The 14,895-nt window shown below is 58.7% G+C and carries 18 protein-coding genes, 1 tRNA gene and 2 pseudogenes; 8 read left to right on the top strand and 13 right to left on the bottom strand.

Annotated features, from left to right (window positions below; translation table 11 throughout):
- Positions 1-681: 681 nt before the first annotated feature.
- Positions 682-963: a hypothetical protein gene (locus V1286_RS10555; RefSeq protein ID WP_334479409.1), complete on the bottom strand. Its 282-nt coding sequence runs from the start codon at positions 961-963 to the stop codon at positions 682-684.
- A 290-nt stretch (positions 964-1,253) separates the two neighbouring features.
- Here V1286_RS10555 and V1286_RS10550 point away from each other — a divergent pair, with 290 nt between their 5' ends.
- On the top strand, positions 1,254-1,505 hold the full coding sequence (locus V1286_RS10550; protein WP_334490256.1) for a cupin domain-containing protein: 252 nt from the start codon (positions 1,254-1,256) through the stop codon (positions 1,503-1,505).
- Positions 1,506-1,889: 384 nt separating this feature from the next.
- On the opposite strand, the pseudogene V1286_RS10545 reads toward V1286_RS10550, so the two are convergent.
- Positions 1,890-2,228, bottom strand: a pseudogene (locus tag V1286_RS10545) (ATP dependent DNA ligase); the annotation flags it as partial.
- Between the two features lie 35 nt (positions 2,229-2,263).
- On the opposite strand from V1286_RS10545, the pseudogene V1286_RS10540 reads away from it, so the two are divergent.
- Positions 2,264-2,731, top strand: a pseudogene (locus V1286_RS10540) (SOS response-associated peptidase family protein); the annotation flags it as partial.
- Positions 2,732-2,785: 54 nt separating this feature from the next.
- Here the strand turns inward: V1286_RS10540 and V1286_RS10535 are convergent.
- From V1286_RS10535 to V1286_RS10525, 3 genes are all read right to left on the bottom strand, one after another.
- The gene (locus V1286_RS10535) at positions 2,786-3,025 is read right to left on the bottom strand and encodes a helix-turn-helix domain-containing protein (RefSeq protein ID WP_247832113.1); all 240 of its coding nucleotides are present in this window, start codon (positions 3,023-3,025) and stop codon (positions 2,786-2,788) included.
- A gap of 193 nt (positions 3,026-3,218) precedes the next feature.
- Positions 3,219-3,491 carry a hypothetical protein gene (locus V1286_RS10530; RefSeq protein WP_334479407.1) on the bottom strand — a complete coding sequence of 91 codons (273 nt, stop codon included), beginning with the start codon at positions 3,489-3,491 and terminating at the stop codon, positions 3,219-3,221.
- Between the two features lie 196 nt (positions 3,492-3,687).
- Positions 3,688-4,263 (bottom strand): hypothetical protein, encoded by a 576-nt coding sequence (locus tag V1286_RS10525; RefSeq protein ID WP_334479406.1) that lies wholly within the window; start codon positions 4,261-4,263, stop codon positions 3,688-3,690.
- Positions 4,264-4,883: 620 nt separating this feature from the next.
- Here V1286_RS10525 and V1286_RS10520 point away from each other — a divergent pair.
- Together V1286_RS10520 and V1286_RS10515 are read left to right on the top strand one after the other, a co-directional pair.
- Positions 4,884-5,078 (top strand): hypothetical protein, encoded by a 195-nt coding sequence (locus tag V1286_RS10520; RefSeq protein WP_057852314.1) that lies wholly within the window; start codon positions 4,884-4,886, stop codon positions 5,076-5,078.
- Positions 5,075-5,305: a hypothetical protein gene (locus V1286_RS10515; protein ID WP_057852315.1), complete on the top strand. Its 231-nt coding sequence runs from the start codon at positions 5,075-5,077 to the stop codon at positions 5,303-5,305. The genes V1286_RS10520 and V1286_RS10515 overlap by 4 nt, the downstream gene beginning before the upstream one ends.
- A 48-nt stretch (positions 5,306-5,353) precedes the next feature.
- On the opposite strand, the gene V1286_RS10510 is transcribed toward V1286_RS10515, so the two are convergent.
- The 4 genes from V1286_RS10510 to V1286_RS10495 all read right to left on the bottom strand — a co-directional run bounded on the left by V1286_RS10510 (position 5,354) and on the right by V1286_RS10495 (position 7,658).
- A complete protein-coding gene (locus tag V1286_RS10510; RefSeq protein WP_057852316.1) occupies positions 5,354-5,584 on the bottom strand; it encodes a hypothetical protein in 231 nt (76 codons plus the stop codon).
- A complete protein-coding gene (locus V1286_RS10505; protein ID WP_334479405.1) occupies positions 5,568-5,810 on the bottom strand; it encodes a hypothetical protein in 243 nt (80 codons plus the stop codon). Before V1286_RS10505 ends, V1286_RS10510 begins: the two co-directional genes overlap by 17 nt.
- Positions 5,811-6,577: 767 nt before the next feature.
- Positions 6,578-6,715, bottom strand: a complete 138-nt coding sequence (locus tag V1286_RS10500) for a hypothetical protein (RefSeq protein WP_334479403.1) — start codon at positions 6,713-6,715, stop codon at positions 6,578-6,580.
- A gap of 667 nt (positions 6,716-7,382) precedes the next feature.
- Positions 7,383-7,658: a hypothetical protein gene (locus tag V1286_RS10495; RefSeq protein WP_275186094.1), complete on the bottom strand. Its 276-nt coding sequence runs from the start codon at positions 7,656-7,658 to the stop codon at positions 7,383-7,385.
- A 552-nt stretch (positions 7,659-8,210) separates the two neighbouring features.
- On the opposite strand from V1286_RS10495, the gene V1286_RS10490 reads away from it, so the two are divergent.
- Together V1286_RS10490 and V1286_RS10485 are read left to right on the top strand one after the other, a co-directional pair.
- Positions 8,211-8,456 (top strand): DUF2934 domain-containing protein, encoded by a 246-nt coding sequence (locus V1286_RS10490; RefSeq protein ID WP_057852319.1) that lies wholly within the window; start codon positions 8,211-8,213, stop codon positions 8,454-8,456.
- Between the two features lie 217 nt (positions 8,457-8,673).
- On the top strand, positions 8,674-8,862 hold the full coding sequence (locus V1286_RS10485; protein WP_334479402.1) for a hypothetical protein: 189 nt from the start codon (positions 8,674-8,676) through the stop codon (positions 8,860-8,862).
- Positions 8,863-9,507: 645 nt separating this feature from the next.
- Here the strand turns inward: V1286_RS10485 and rocD are convergent.
- A complete protein-coding gene (rocD, locus tag V1286_RS10480; protein WP_334479401.1) occupies positions 9,508-10,722 on the bottom strand; it encodes an ornithine--oxo-acid transaminase in 1,215 nt (404 codons plus the stop codon).
- Between the two features lie 503 nt (positions 10,723-11,225).
- Here rocD and V1286_RS10475 point away from each other — a divergent pair.
- Positions 11,226-12,170 carry a metallophosphoesterase gene (locus V1286_RS10475; protein WP_334479399.1) on the top strand — a complete coding sequence of 315 codons (945 nt, stop codon included), beginning with the start codon at positions 11,226-11,228 and terminating at the stop codon, positions 12,168-12,170.
- A gap of 156 nt (positions 12,171-12,326) precedes the next feature.
- On the opposite strand, the gene V1286_RS10470 is transcribed toward V1286_RS10475, so the two are convergent.
- The 3 genes from V1286_RS10470 to V1286_RS10460 form a co-directional block, all read right to left on the bottom strand.
- A complete protein-coding gene (locus tag V1286_RS10470) occupies positions 12,327-13,112 on the bottom strand; it encodes a bestrophin-like domain (RefSeq protein ID WP_334479398.1) in 786 nt (261 codons plus the stop codon).
- 525 nt (positions 13,113-13,637) lie between these two features.
- A tRNA-Gly gene (locus tag V1286_RS10465) sits at positions 13,638-13,711 on the bottom strand.
- Positions 13,712-14,031: 320 nt separating this feature from the next.
- Positions 14,032-14,232: a hypothetical protein gene (locus V1286_RS10460; protein WP_334479396.1), complete on the bottom strand. Its 201-nt coding sequence runs from the start codon at positions 14,230-14,232 to the stop codon at positions 14,032-14,034.
- 193 nt (positions 14,233-14,425) lie between these two features.
- Here V1286_RS10460 and V1286_RS10455 point away from each other — a divergent pair, with 193 nt between their 5' ends.
- A complete protein-coding gene (locus V1286_RS10455; protein ID WP_334479394.1) occupies positions 14,426-14,812 on the top strand; it encodes a YciI family protein in 387 nt (128 codons plus the stop codon).
- The last annotated feature ends 83 nt before the right edge of the window (positions 14,813-14,895 follow it).

Below are 14,895 nucleotides of genomic sequence, written 5' to 3'. Positions count from 1 at the left end.
TCAGGTTCATGTTGGCTTCCGGGGATGGAATAGCTCTTCGACAGACTGTTTCGGGTCCTTGATCCGAGAGCGGTCCCTGCGATCGTTCCTTTGTGCTTCGAGCTTCTGCAGGAAGCGGAAACGCGGCGATCGGGTCGCGTGCCCTGATCGGCCGTGCTTGGTCATGCCGAAGCCCTTTTGGCCGCTGTGCGCCATTTGATCACCAACGAAAGCTGTGCGGCTCATTTCTTGCCATTCACGCGCTTCGCCGAAACCACGATCGGAGAGAAAGAATAGCCCTGATCATCAAAAGGCGCGAGGGGACGGTCGGTTCGCGGGAGCGAAATGCTGCAGTGCGGCGCACTCGAGTCGGCCAATAAGCGATATCACTCCCGTTTATTCGATCACCTCGGCTGGGTCACAAGCAACGCCGACGGAACCTTTAGGCCGAAGTCTTGGCGGTCTTGCTCGAAGGTTTAGCCTGTCGAAAGTCTGTGCCGTCTTGGCTGCGTGGGACTATCGTTCATTTGCAACGAGCGGGGCTGACGCTGAAGACGATTTTGGTACCAACCAAAAGCACCCCGACCATGCAATCCACGCTCGAAACGGCGGTGCTGCTCGCGCAGCGCACCGGCGCCTATATCGAGGGCGTTCCGCGTCGGTCGGCATGTCTCGAAAGTGCCCCACGAGCAGAAATATTTATTATTTAGCCATCCGCCAAGTGAACAGCACCACAGTCGCCCCGAGCGCCGCTGCAATTACCGACGTCACTATCCCGCCGCCGAGCGCGATAAGCACCGCGATGTGATAGCCAATCAACGCGCCAGCCGTACCCACCAATGCGCTTGTGACGATGCCGCGGGTTGATCCGGAGAATTGACGAGCAAGCCATGACGGCCCCGCAAGCCGGTCGAACAGAAAGCCAGCGGCAAGGCCGATTACGAGAACTACAACAAACGTTACGACGGGGTCTGGGGCGCGCATGTTAGGCCGCCTTGAGCGTGGTTTAGATAAGTTTACGCAAACGTTGGGACGCTTCAGTTCAAGCGTCACAGGAACGGTGCGCCCTTACGGGAGAGAAGTCGACCAATATGTCGTGAAATCAGCGACCCAAAAATTTAGGCCGACCACTTCCGGTCTACCCCGATATGCAGACACTCTCCGTGCCGGTTGGCACTTCGCAAAAGTGCCAAGAACCGACGTTGGAGGCCGTTGGATGCATGAGGTGCTGAATGATACCATTCAAGTAGTATCCATCGGATCGGAGGAACAGCATGACCCAGGCTCAGTCCGCGGCGTCGCAAGGATATGTACTTGGCCCCGCCGAAGGCGAACATCTCGTTCATTTTCGCGACGTCGGCAATATCTTCATCAAGGTCGGCCCTGCCACGGGCTCGGACAGTCTTGCCTTGGGGACTCAGCAGGTGACGGTCGGTGTGGGTATTCCGATCCACCGACACTTGCTGATGGACGAAGCCTTCTACGTTCTGGAAGGCAGCGGAATTTTCGCATTGAACGATACATGACACCCTTTCGAGAAGGGCGGAACGATATTCATTCCCAGGAATGCTTGGCATGGGTTCGCCAATCCCGATCACGAATTGCTCCTGCTCTGGATCATGGCGCCTGCTGGCTTGGATGGCTTTTTCCGCGACACCTGCAATCCGCCCGGGGTCCCGCCAAAGCAGCTGACTCGGGAGCAGGTCAACGAGATCGCCAGCAAATATGCAACGGAATACAGATAATCGGCCCTCGCAATATCCCAAGTGGCCGGCTGCGCCATTCCGACGAATACATAGTGCTTTAGCCGTTACTAAATTCCCGCGCGGCTGATGTCGCAAAGGGGTCAGCAACGGACATAAGAACGGGCTGGTTAGGTGCGCCCCCGTTCCCTTGATCAGACCTTTGAACGAACTCGCCCGCAGCAAGCCTTCCGATGTGATGTCCCGGTACTCAACATCGGCATAGAACTTTGGCTCTACCCATGTTGCCTTCGGCTTCCTGATAGGTCTGGTTAGCTTTGATTTCGGGCTGACCACAGTGTCGAGCTGCTTTCTGATCTGGCTTGAGACCGTGCGCGACCAGCCTGTCCCGACCTTGCCCATGTAGACAAGGTCTTTGCCTTCCTGCTTGCCAAGATACAGCGCGGCGACGCCGCTCGGGTCTTTGACAAAGCCGACGACAGGGAATTTCCCCTTGTGCACGGCCTTGACTGGCGCGACGTCGGCGTCTGGCGGCCGAGGAAGCATAGTTCCAATGTTCGCAATGGAAATGAAATCATCCAGAGCCGACGATGATGCGCTGGGGCACGTCACCCGCACCTCGCAATGGCGGACCGCCGCTCACCAACATCAGGGACACGTCGTCCCCGCACTGGCGAATGTGGGCTGAAGCCGGAAAACCGCTGCCTGGTCCGGTTCAACAGCTTTGCCGAGTACGCGCCGGAGCCGAACCCGGAGACGAAGAAAGGACGTGGTCTGGTTCGCGATCAACGATCGGCCGCTGACCTGCTTCGCCGGCATCTGGACCGAGTTCAAGGGCGACCGCGGAACGAAATCGAAACCGATTCCCGGCCCGCATAACGTCTACGGCTTTCTCACCACTACGCCGAATGCGGTCGTCGAACCGATCCACCCAAAGGCCATGCCGGTCATCCTGCTGATAGAGGAGGAGCACGACGTCTGGATGCGCGCGCCGTGGAATGAAGCCAAGGCGCTAGCGGCCGCTGCCGGATGATGCGCGGCGGGGATAAGGAAGACAGGGCTGCAGCATGACGGATAACGGTGGAAAACGCTGGCGCTGCTGATCAATGGAGGCGGCGCTCCCAGCACAGCAGCCACTCCGGCATCACGTCGAGCGCATGACACAGCTTTATCAGCTCGATCGGGTACAGCCGCGCGCGTCCGCGCTCCCAGCTCACGATCTGTGCCTCACTGTAGCCCGTCAGTTCGGCAAGCTCGCGGCGATCCATGTGGGCCTTGGCCATCGCACGCGTCAGGCGCTCGCCGATCCGTTGCTGCTTGGCAGCGTAATTCTCTTGAGGCATCGCCGCGCCTCCCTCTGTCCGACTGTAGCCTACACCAAAATGTTAGGAGACGGCAGACTTTCCCGCGCCAAAGGATGCGCGCCGTGGGACGAGGCGAAGGCGCTGCAGCGGCCGTTGCGGATGATGTGCTGAGGATCGTCGCGCGCGGGGTTGAATATGAAGATCGAGCAGCGGCGGCATGACGGGGTAGAGCCTAATCCAGAAGCCAGCCTTCCGCGGCGGCCGCCGCCCGAAACGACCACCAAGCGCGAATTTCGCTATCGTCTGACACGCCGGCATTGTTCAGCGCCTGCCTCGCCACTTGCCAATGGGGTTTGTTCTGATCTGAAAGCCGCATGTGCATCATAAATGAATAGGCGTCATCCGCGCTCTTGATTCGATTGGCGCCCGATGCTGGTTTCAGTTTCAGTGAGGAGAAAGCCATCTTCCGGCGCACCCATTTTACAAGACGCAGAGTATCGTTCAAAAAGTTTAGGCGCCGCTGGCAAGGTAATGCAAGGCAGTTTGAAACGCACGGGTGCCCCGCCTCCCCGGTCTAATAGAACTTAGTAATCAGCGAACGGTTGAGTGTCGCCGGTTTCCTGTTGCGTTGGAATATTACAATGCCCAGAACGGGCTGGTCACCGAGTACCGTGCCCTACGGCGCGGATCAGACGGCCTATCTAGTAGTTGATCGCTTTAGCAGCGGTAGCGTCTACCGTGAGAGCGAGTTCGAGCGGACCGATCTTGAAACAATCATCGATGATTTTCCGACAGGCCAGTTTAACGACCCGGTTCGCGTCGTTCGCGAGCGCACCCGCCGCCGTTGATGCAGTTTCATCATCCCAGTAGATCACCTCCGGCAAGTTGACCGTGTCCTTCTCGTTGAGAAGCGGCTCAACGTATCTGCAGAGGGCCGCTACACCGGCAAGTGTAGTGGGCTTGGAATTCACCAGATCGCAGCCAGCGTCATCCAACTGGTCCCAGGCATCGGCCCCCGCGGCCTCAAGGACGGCGAGTTGCGCCTTCTGTTCGTCGTTCATGTTGACGTCGTTGAAGGCAGCACGAACATCCGTAACCGCATCATGTGCGGCGACAGCCTGCCGGTGCGCGTCGATCGCGGCGTAGATCGGGTCGACCGCAGGCGCGGTCGCCGACACGGCGGTAGGGATCATGGCAACGGTGCCGGAGGCAACAACGGTCAGGAAGTGGCGCCGCGCTTGGTCGACGGGCGGAAACATGGGTCTTTCGATGGTCATGGGGGTTGCTCACTGGTTTGGCTTCTTAGGGCCTTTGTCGCGGATCAGCCGCGGCAGCCGGGGGCTAAGAACCTGCCAGTGAGACAGGCGCGACGGTTTTGGGCCTTGCGGCCTTGGACATGGCGGCGCCCCCCGGCCAAAAGGCCGAGACAGCCGTGATCCATGGTCACAGGACGCCCGAAGGCGGCGAGCAAATCAGGGATGACACGGGCAGCACTGGTTTCGGGTTCTTAGGCCCACGGGCATGCTGCGCCTGATTTGCTTAAAAAACAATTCCCCACCCCGGGGAAACGTGCTCGATTGGAGCGGAGAAACGACGTCTGCGGCGCACTTAAGGATTTCCGACCGTGCTCCGGACTTTTTTGACGCTGTGCGCACTCTGCTCATTGGTCTCGGCCTGTGCGAGCGGGCCCCATGTCGCCGACATGCCGCATTGGATCGGCGGATTGCCGCCGGACGCGCCTCCGCGACGTGGGACGCCGGAATATGATGCTTGGCAGGCCGAGCGCGCGAAGGAGGCTGCGAGGCCGAAAACCGGAAGTACCAGCCAGCCGACCCGCTGATTTGCGTTAAGAAGCCATCCGCCGCCTGGTCGAACTCGGGCTGAAGGGAAAAAGCAAATGATCAAGCCGAAGCGGTCTGCCGAGCAACAGGTTGCGGACGAGCTCGAGCGACGGGCTCTCCACCCGCTTTCGTCGAGGCAGACCATATCGGACAGCCAAGCCGAGCCAGAATTCCATGCAAACCACAAACGCCTTAGAGCAGAAAGGCTGGCGCGAGAGGCAGTCGAGATCGGGCTGAAGGCGAAGAAATGACAAAGCCGCCGGGCGGGCTTCAACCACCAAAGCCGACCACCAAAGCCGAGCGCGATGCGCGTAAGGCATTTCGCCAAGTCGATGCCAAGAAGGCAATGACTGAGCACGAGATCGCGCAGAAGGCCTTCACTAACAACCGTGAGCGTCTGAAGGCAGAGCGGCTCGCCAGGGAGGCTGCGGGGCCCCCGCCCGCGAAAACCAAAGGCTCCAAGGCGAAGGGAAAATGACACCATCCCCTTCCGGGGGCGCCTCTGCTTGCTTGCAAGCAGACTCTTTTACTTTCCCCAGCGTTTTTCCGCAGCCTTCTTGGCGATCTCTTTCCGCTTCTTCGCCGACATGCCCGCGGCCCGCGCCTTGCCGCCCATGCGCCCCAGCGCCACGGCGGCCGCGTTCTTGCCGTCCTCGGTGGTGATGTCCTCGATCTCGCCGGTGGCGATCTTGGCGATCATGATGGCGTTGCCGATGGCGGCGGCTGGCCGCTTCTCGCCCTTAGGACCCCTTGGCATCTCTATCCTCGAACATGCGGTCGATTAGCAACTGGATGGCTTTTCCCACCGCACCGTTTCTATCCTTGGCAATAAACTCGTTGATAGGTGCGCGCGTCCTGCCGTCCTCAGGGGAGACGTCATTCTCATAATCGATGAACAGCGCGCCATTGTCGTCTTGTACCAAATACCACCAAGAATCGCGCTGGCTCGACATGTGGCTGTGCAATACCCTGCTTTGACCCATTTCCACCTCCTGCATTGCGATAAGCCCAGCTATAGGTAATGCTTAGCGGTAAGCTTCCAAGGGAGGGTCAAATGCGGTAGCGGGCTCTTTCAGCGATGGCCGCGAATGTTACCAAGCGGCTTTGGGAAATCGGTGTTATCATTGGGGGTGTTGGAAGCGTGGGAGGTCACCCAAGTGAGGCGGTCTATCTGGGAGGAAAGCCATGGAATGGTTTAGCCGGAAGACATCGATAGCGGGTAGTCAAGTTCCCAATTGGATACTTGTTCTAGCGGCTCTCGTCGTAATCTGGATTATCTACTCATTCGTCGCGCGGTGAGTGAATGGGGACGAATGAGCAGATAATTGTGGCAACGGGAAGTGACGATAGCGCGGATTGAAAAGCTTGATACTGATTTGGCCGCCAAGTTCAGACGGGAAGGCAAGTTCTAAATTTCAAACTGAGGCACTACCGGACTTCACGGGCGGCCGGGCTTTGTAGCTTCTTGGCGCCCCATCGATATCAACAGGCCAGTAAGCAGGTCGGCGACAAGGAACACCTAAGGATCTTTGCGAGCGAGAAAGCCGCCGAGACATGGCTTCAGGAGAATGACCCGGAAGGCGTGGCGTTCCAGTATGAGGTGGAGTGAAGACAGGCGCCTATGCACCACCTTTTCGCGCGGGGCGTTCTGACGTTCTCACTTATGGAGCGAACTGAGATAGGCGAAGTAAGCCGAGCAGGCCGAAGCGGCGGCCGCGAGCGCTGCGATCACCACGGAAGCGAACATGATTCAGCTCCGCCACTGGTCCTGTACGGCGGCTCTTCGTGCCATTTCGGCCTTTGCGGTGAGGTGGATGAGACTGTCAGGCCGTGTGGACAAATCCTGCGCGAGTTCGGCGTTGGTCTTTTGGTGCGGTTCTTTTGCCATGCGTAAACCTCCCAATGGTCACGCATCATATTCCTAAAGTTCTGGCCCGGCGCGGGGCATTCCAAACCGGATGTAAGGCGGCTCTTGATACGCGGGCGTTCTGGCGATGATGGCGCGGATCGAGGTCATGAAGGCGCTGAATCGTCATGTCGAGAGGGTGTTCAATCCCGAGCGCAAGGATACCGATTGGGGGAAGCGGAAGCTCAAGAGGGACCAATCATGACCGTCTGGATCTACGTCGAAAACGCCAAGCAGGTTGGTGACCGCGATCACCTGAAGGTCTTTCGAGCCAGGACGCGGCCCAGAATAGTTCGAGGAAAACGATCCTGAAGGAGCTGCCTTCGAGTATGCAGTTCAGACCAACTGCTCAGAAAATCGCCTTGTGGGAACCTGATGTAAGACGTTTGCTCGTCGAGTAGGTCCGTGGCGCGACACCTAGGAGCAACCTCCCCTAGCCCCGCACCATCCACCCGCAAGAACCCCTGCTGTCTTACCCAGACCGGCGGGGGTTTCGATTTACGTGGGACACGTATGAAAAAATCCGCCCCGGATTCTCGAATAGCAATCTCGTCTCTTGCTGATCCTCAGCTTCGCCGGCGTGAATACATGACGTATCGGCGTTCGTGGAAGATGCCGGTGCCCAGCATGATCTGGCTGATTACAGGTCCTAATCTTTCGGAAGCGGTTCGACTAGCAAGCAGCGAAGTTCATCGATCTGCCGTGCAAAGTCTATTGCCTTTGCCTTCAACACTTCCATCGCATGGCCGCGATGGCCTTCATTTTCCAATTCTATGATTCGCTCGTTAAAATCGCTCAATTCCTTTTGCAGTTGCTGGATTTCGTGTTGAACCGGGAAACGCGCGGCTGGAATTTTATCGACTTTCTCTCCGGTCTCTGCACGCATCGCTAAGAGGTTACCGGTTCTTGGCCGCGGCTTGGTCATGGCCCCTCCGAATCGCAGGCAGTTCAGTGCATCATCCTACCTGTTCAGGCGACCTTCTCCACCTATTGTCTGTTGCTCTCAAATCCCAACCAGCGACTGGAATGGTTTTGGCTCCGTGCCGGGCTGGAGGCACATTGGCGCAGCTTTTGAGATGATCGACGTCGGCCGCCGCTCCGTTGGCGCCCATTTTGGCGGCGCGAAATATGCGCACGCCCTCTTAGGATTTTTTCTTCTTTTCGCCAGGTCTGAGGAAATAGACGCCAACCTGATTGCCAACGCAACCCTTGCGCCTCGGGTTGGATACCCCCCGGGACGAGGAGATGCCAGAGCGTTCATCAGGGTGGGGCCGTAAGTTCGACGAGCCGATCGCGCTGCCGGGCGGCGGCAAGCTCGTCCCTCACCCGCCGCCGCGATCTTGACGCGCTTCAAAGAGACCTGGTGATCGCAATCCGACCAGGCAATCCAACCGACACAAGCGGTTAAGATTTCGCTAACCTTACAGGAGCAAGACTTTGCCTGCCGGGGCTGGGCGCATCATGAAAGGAGAATCCCATGCCAAATCTGGAAGAGGCCATTCGCGAACGTGCCTACCACCTCTGGATCGCCGATGGTGAACCCGAGGGCCAGGCAGACATCTATTGGCTCAATGCTCAACGCGAAATTCTCACGACATCAGTTGAAAACTCAGGCAGCAACGCTGACGCCGCAGCGCCCACCGACACGAGATTGGTTGCGACGAAATCCGCCAAAAAGGCAAAGGTCGCCCGATCGGGAAAAAACAAAACCCGCGCCGCATAGTTTCATGCGAGCACCGTCACGCGGACCCGTAACGACGACTCCGTCATCAGCGGAGCGGGTAGCCCCGCTCCTATTCGTCAAAACGAATCGAGGCCGATTTTCAGGAACGGCGAGACAAACGGGATTGGACCGCCGAGAAGTACCGGCGCTTTCCCCGCGGCCGTTTCGTGGGAGCGCTCATCAACTGCCGCCCGTTCCAAGATCGCGCAGCGCCTGGGTGAAGTTCGACGAGGACAAGCCGTTGGCTAAGCAGGAAGCGATGATGCGCCGAGTGAGCGATCTCGGCAGTCCTGACCACCGCGGCGATCGTGGCGCTGCCGCCGCCCGCCAAGATGGCCTGGGCGACGTCATTTTGTCGATTGCCTTCGGAGGCAACGCAGGTTGCGGCGTGCGCTCGGTGATCTGACTGGATGATAGCCAATTCAACGCGGGAGCGCGCCTCTTCCATCTCCAATAGTCATCAGTTCGCGCCCCACCGGGGGGGCTTTTGCTCGCTTTCTTACAGCTACTAATCCAAGCTCCCGCGCTTTCGTTTTCACCGAACCAACGTAGCGTCCAAGAGATTTCGATATTTCTGCCGCACTATGCCGCTACCCGCTCATGGAGATCAGGGTCTTAACCTCTAGTTCGGTCCATTCCCGGGGCTTAGACAACTTCATCGCGAGCCTGATGATCAACGGAAAATCCAATGATGGGCTCCAATCTAGGCGAACAGGAGGCCAAGTGGGACCATGGACGATTTAGTCCCATAGGCGAGCGCAGTGCTCTCGCGACAGTGACATGGAAAAATCTTCGGCCTGATGGAAGCTTGGCAAGGCAGTGGCGGCAGTCGTACAACGTCATTCGCTTTGCCGAACGCTGGCGCATCCTACGGCGACATTTCACCTGAGCGTCACTCGACACCAGTAGCTCAGCGAAGGGAAATAGCTCAGCGAGCGCATGCATCTGCCCGCGAGTTTTAAAATGGGTTTTCGGTTTACCCGGAAGATGAGGCATGCGGGCGTGTATTGGGACTAACAGAACGACGGCAGTCGGCGGCGCTGGCCAGTGGTCACGAGAAGTCCTGCCTCAAAGTGGCGGCGATCTGTTCCAGCGCCCAGTCGACCTGATCGCTGGAGATAACTAGCGGCGGAGCGATGCGAATCGTGTGCCCATGTGTGTCCTTGGCGAGGATGCCTCGGGCCTGCAGGGCCTGACAGTAGCGACGTGCACCGCCCGCTTCCGGGTGAAGCTCGACGGCCAGCATCAGCCCGCGTCCGCGCACTTCCCGGATCGTGTTGCTGCGGATGCTGCTCAGGCCATCGAGAAAGCGGGTGCCCTGGGCGGCTGCGTTCTCGATCATCCCTTCCTCGACCAGCACGCGCAGCGCGGCGCGAGCCACCGCACAGGCCAGCGGATTGCCGCCGAAGGTCGAACCGTGCTGGCCAGGTTTCAGGGTGCCGAGCACCGCGTTGTTCGAAAGCACGGCCGACACTGGGTAAAAGCCGCCGGACAACGCCTTGCCGAGCAGCGTGACATCCGCCTCGATGCCCTCGTGCTGTTCCGCGAGCAGCTTGCCGGTGCGGCCGAGCCCGGTCTGGATCTCGTCCAGAATCAACATCACGTCGTGCGCGGCGCAGAGTTCGCGCACTTCTGTAAAGTAACCTGACGGCGGGATGACGACGCCCGCTTCTCCCTGGATCGGTTCGACCAAAAAGGCGACCGTGTTGGGCGTGATTGCCTTCTTCAGCGCCGCGGCATCGCCGAAGGCGATGATCTTGAAGCCCGCCGCGAACGGTCCGAAATGGTCACGTGCCGCCGGGTCGGTGCTGAAGCCGATGATGCCAAGGGTGCGGCCGTGAAAATTATCGGCGCAGACGATGATTTCGGCCTGCCCGTCCGGCACTCCCTTCACCTCATAGCCCCATTTGCGCACCGACTTGATCGCGCTCTCCACCGCTTCGGCACCGCTGTTCATCGGCAGCACCTTGTGGGAGCCGGTCAGCGCCGCGATCTCTTCGTAAAAGAGGGCCAGCTGGTCGTTGTGAAAGGCGCGCGACGTCAGCGTCAGCCGGCCCGCCTGCTCCACCATCGCGGCCAAGATCTTCGGATGGCAGTGGCCCTGATTCACCGCGGAATAGGCGGAGAGGCAATCGAGGTAGCGATGGCCCTGCGTATCCCAAACAAAGACGCCCTCGCCCCGCGACAGAACGACGCCGAGCGGTTCGTAGTTCTGGGCGCCAAAGCGCGCTTCCCTCGCGATGAAATCAGTGACCGATGGATCCATGTTTCGTCACTCCAGTTGGAGCGAACTGGCAGGCAGTGGGCTATCGCCATTTTCCAGCCTGCGAATGCCCGATGATCATCATCAAGTTACCACAGGCATTTTGCTTGCGGACACATTGGGTGACGCTAAACGGCACTGCCACTCCCTATCGGGCTGGACAGCAACAACCCGGCGGGCCTCCTTGCCAACTCTCATTATAAGATATTGACTAATAAGACGATTTGGCAATGCTCACCCCGAGAGACCGCACCGTGTGGTGCCCTCGGCTGGCAACATCCTGCGGACTTATCAACATCGGACGTCGAACCAGCGCTCTGGTGGGTCTGCTACTGTCGGTAAAGCGGACATCGGCAAAGCTTGCCGGCTAACCGACCACTTCCAACTAGCCTGCCTCAATCTAGGCCATGGCCTGAAATGGCGCGCCGGCCGGGGCCGACTACAATGGACCTATCATGTTATTCCTGCTCTTGTTTGGAACGCCCTCCAACTCGAGAGACTAGAATTTGGATCCTACTCTGCAAGACCTGATCGAGCGAATTGGATCAGAACATGTTGAGCGGCGACTGAAAGTCGAAGTCGAGCATGAGGCCCAGCTGTTCGGCCAGGGACTGATCATTTTCAATCTTGAAAACTGGTACGCAGCGCCGTGGATTGTCAGAACTGCGCTGAAGCTGACTGGACTTTATGGCCGTGCGCGTCGAAACGCTGACCACGTCGTTGTCAAACAACATAGCGTGGCTTTCGCCAATCTTCCCTCGGCATTTGACAATTTCACTATCCTTCACATCAGCGATCTGCATGCCGACATAAGTGTAGGCGCGATGCGGCATCTGGTTAGCGTGGTCGGCGGCCTTCAATACGACATTTGCGTCTTAACCGGCGACTATCGCGGCAAGACATATGGTCCATTCGAAAAAAGTCTAGAAATCATCGATGAACTGCAGGCCCAATTGAAGGGGCCAGTTTATGGGGTGCTTGGTAACCACGACAGCATCCGTATGGCCCCTTCAATGGAAGCCATGGGAATCTGCATGCTGTTCAACGAGTGCGAACCGATTGTTCGTGACGGACAACGTATTTTCCTGGCCGGCGTTGACGATCCGCATTTCTATCGGGCAGACGACATTGAGAAAGCCGCGTCGAAAATTCCTTCAGATGCCTTTTCGATTTTGTTGGCGCACACGCCGGAAGTCTACGATCGAGCGATGAGCGTCAGATTCGATCTCATGTTATGCGGACACACCCACGGAGGCCAGCTTTGCCTACCCGGTGGAATTCCGATCAAGCTGGAGGCAGCATTACCTAGATTCATGGGCGCTGGACCATGGCGCCATGGCGCCATGGTCGGATATACCTCGGTGGGCGCTGGCACGAGCCTTCTGCCGGTCCGCTTAAACTGCCCGCCGGAGATAACTCTGCATACCTTGCGCGATGGGCAGCAGCTCTAGCTCACGAGCAAGTCCGTTGCCGAAAAACAAAACGCGGTATCAAAATATCCCGTCGCGGTATCCAAGGAATGACCGCTTTGCGCCATTTGCGGACTCCAGCTAACGCAAACACGCTACTCATCCAACCTCGTCACAGCGGCAGATGGCCCGCGCTCACTAGCTCGCCGACTTACCTGGCATGATTTGCAGAAGAGGCTCCGGCCCGATCGAGATTTGACCGGTGAATGGCCGGTCGTGAGCGGCGATCAGCAGTACGGAGGTGGCCACTCCTGTCGCGAACAGCCCCATCGCTATCCCCGATGCCAGCCGATTGCCGCAGTGGACCACGGCGATCACGAGCAACTCGCATATCGCCTGCAGGTACAGGCTCCACCATTTCACCGAATTGACTTCTGCTTGGCTGACGATGATCCGTTGCCGGCGCGCATCGAGCGCGGACCCCAGTGCGCTGATTATTTCGCGCTGCGCGGTCTGCTGGCCCGGGTTCTGCGGAGTCATCGAGACAACGAACTGCAGCGCCTCGGCCAGAGCAATAGGAGCCGACCTCAGTGAAGCCGTTTGGCGCGCCATCATCGGCCATTCCACCGTTGCTGTTTGCTCAACGTAGTCACGAATCAGGTCACGCAACCGGCTTTCCTGTTCTGGCGGCAGGCCAGCCGCTAGAAGCACAACGGCTCTCAGCGCGCTGGCCTCTCGGCTGACCGCCGCACTACCACGATCACTGTCACTCCAGACCTGTGCAGCGGTGAAAGCAACAAACAGGCCGAATAGGATACCCAGCACCGGCAACATACCGGGAGAAATCGCCTGGAATGATTTTGCGCGCTCTCCCGTCGCGAGTGCCGAAACACTGGCGAAAATAATTATGGCAAGCAGATAGGTAAAGGCGAAGATAGCTATTGCCATCAACGGTACCGGCAGATTGTGTAACCAGTCGCTCATCATTGTCCCCGTTCCGCCTGGCGCCCGAATGGATCGGCTCCGGCCGCAACAGAATGGCGCCAAATCACGCGACACGCCGGTTGGCGTAGCGACATTGCCCCCTTGTTGTAGATCAATTCATGCGGTTTGACGACGGCTTCCACCGACGGTCGAACGGCCGCTTTGCGCCATGAGCGGCCGTCCCATTACCACGCTTTAGATGAATTGAGTCTCAGCACAAAAACGCCTTCGACAATTTTGAACATACGGCGGGGCCGCTCACTTTGAGCTTTCTTGAGATTTTCTATGCCCTCGCGCTGAGGGAGCAAGCGTGGTGACCCAGTTGCCATGCGATGGATGTCTAGTCGCCAGCCTCGCCCGAACCAAGCGTATTGGAGACGATCATCACAAATAAGAACAATCTTAAGTAGATCTTGAACACATTCGCTGATTTGCATCAGCCTTCAGCCGCGACGAGTCAAAATTGTCGGAATGGCGCCAGAACGAAAGTTTGAAAATTCCTGGCTAAGTCATTGAAATCGTTTTTGGAGCGGGTGAAGGGAATCGAACCCTCGTATTCAGCTTGGAAGGCTGCTGCTCTACCATTGAGCTACACCCGCGCTGGCGTTGACCTAACACGCCGTGCAGGCGGCCTCAACCCGCCCCGCCGCCCTGGTCCGAACATCCTGGGGAGCGGTCCATCTGCCGGTCCGGGCCCTTAACAGGGGCCGATTCGCCGCCTATATTGATGTTTCCATCAACAAAGAAAGGAGGTGATCCAGTGTCTTATACCAAGCGCTGTCACCTCGCTGGGATCGCCCGCTAGGCTGACGTTTTGGCCTGGCTCCGGGCGCTCTCAGGCCTGGACCAGCGAGCACAACAAATGGGGCGCGACGGGAGCCATCCCGCCGCGCCTTTTTGTTGCCCCGAAGCTCAAAGATCAAAAGCCGCAGAGATTGACGGAGCGCGGGCACGGGCCGCGGCGGACTTCGACGATGCGCTCGCCGCCATTGATGGCCGAACTGCCGTAGTAGCGGTGATGGCCGGTGACGTCGTGCCAATCGCCCGCTTGCGATGACGCCGGCTGCGATGCACGCAATCTGGCGGCATCGCAAATGATCGTGGCAGGCTGGCGTCGCATGACCGTCTCCTTGAATAGTGTGCGTTGGCTCGCGTTCTGCCCATCAGTCGAGAGCCCGCCACCTCTCGTTCAAGGGCAATCCGATATATCGTGTTTCCGGAATGTTTCGTGGGCCGCCGGAATGTCGGGACCGGGCGCGGCAAAACGTCCTCGGGAAGCAGCCAATCCCGGCCCCCGCATAAAGGAGAAAGCGATGCTCTACGCCATGCTGGCCTACCACGTCGAAGCCGAGGTCACGTCCTGGACGGCGGAGGAGGACGCGGCCCTGATGACCGAACTGCTGGCCGTGCATGACCGGCTGAACGCGAAGAAGCTGCTCGGGCCGGCGGCGCGGCTGGGCGCGACGGCAGAAGCCCGCACCTTGCGAGGTCCGGGCGCCGGAATGGTCATCGACGGGCCGTTTGCCGAAACGAAAGAGCAGCTGCTGGGTCTATATGTGCTGAATTGCGCCGACGAGGAGGAAGCGATCGGCATTGCGCGCGACCTGCACCGGGTCAATCCGTCCGCCGTCTACGAAATCCGCCCGATCAGGCTTTATCTCCCCGGAGAATCCTTGCCGGAGACCGCTCAAGAAGGCTGAGGCCTCGAGACGACGACGAGCTTTCGGAACAGGAAGACGGCGCGTTTTGCCACCCCGGTGATCACGGCGCCGATGAGGTTCTC

The sequence above is a fragment of the Bradyrhizobium algeriense genome (genome assembly GCF_036924595.1).
Lineage (GTDB): Bacteria > Pseudomonadota > Alphaproteobacteria > Rhizobiales > Xanthobacteraceae > Bradyrhizobium > Bradyrhizobium algeriense.
This window is presented reverse-complemented; position numbering and strand designations above follow the sequence as displayed.

Excerpts from the sequence above, each read along its gene's own strand:
- V1286_RS10555 (WP_334479409.1), bottom strand. The coding sequence starts at position 963 with ATGCGCGCCCCAGACCCCGTCGTAACGTTTGTTGTAGTTCTCGTAATC.
- V1286_RS10550 (WP_334490256.1), top strand. The coding sequence starts at position 1,254 with ATGACCCAGGCTCAGTCCGCGGCGTCGCAAGGATATGTACTTGGCCCC.
- V1286_RS10535 (WP_247832113.1), bottom strand. The coding sequence starts at position 3,025 with ATGCCTCAAGAGAATTACGCTGCCAAGCAGCAACGGATCGGCGAGCGC.
- V1286_RS10525 (WP_334479406.1), bottom strand. The coding sequence starts at position 4,263 with ATGACCATCGAAAGACCCATGTTTCCGCCCGTCGACCAAGCGCGGCGC.
- V1286_RS10520 (WP_057852314.1), top strand. The coding sequence starts at position 4,884 with ATGATCAAGCCGAAGCGGTCTGCCGAGCAACAGGTTGCGGACGAGCTC.
- V1286_RS10515 (WP_057852315.1), top strand. The coding sequence starts at position 5,075 with ATGACAAAGCCGCCGGGCGGGCTTCAACCACCAAAGCCGACCACCAAA.
- V1286_RS10510 (WP_057852316.1), bottom strand. The coding sequence starts at position 5,584 with ATGCCAAGGGGTCCTAAGGGCGAGAAGCGGCCAGCCGCCGCCATCGGC.
- V1286_RS10505 (WP_334479405.1), bottom strand. The coding sequence starts at position 5,810 with ATGGGTCAAAGCAGGGTATTGCACAGCCACATGTCGAGCCAGCGCGAT.
- V1286_RS10500 (WP_334479403.1), bottom strand. The coding sequence starts at position 6,715 with ATGGCAAAAGAACCGCACCAAAAGACCAACGCCGAACTCGCGCAGGAT.
- V1286_RS10495 (WP_275186094.1), bottom strand. The coding sequence starts at position 7,658 with ATGACCAAGCCGCGGCCAAGAACCGGTAACCTCTTAGCGATGCGTGCA.
- V1286_RS10490 (WP_057852319.1), top strand. The coding sequence starts at position 8,211 with ATGCCAAATCTGGAAGAGGCCATTCGCGAACGTGCCTACCACCTCTGG.
- rocD (WP_334479401.1), bottom strand. The coding sequence starts at position 10,722 with ATGGATCCATCGGTCACTGATTTCATCGCGAGGGAAGCGCGCTTTGGC.
- V1286_RS10470 (WP_334479398.1), bottom strand. The coding sequence starts at position 13,112 with ATGAGCGACTGGTTACACAATCTGCCGGTACCGTTGATGGCAATAGCT.
- V1286_RS10460 (WP_334479396.1), bottom strand. The coding sequence starts at position 14,232 with ATGCGACGCCAGCCTGCCACGATCATTTGCGATGCCGCCAGATTGCGT.
- V1286_RS10455 (WP_334479394.1), top strand. The coding sequence starts at position 14,426 with ATGCTCTACGCCATGCTGGCCTACCACGTCGAAGCCGAGGTCACGTCC.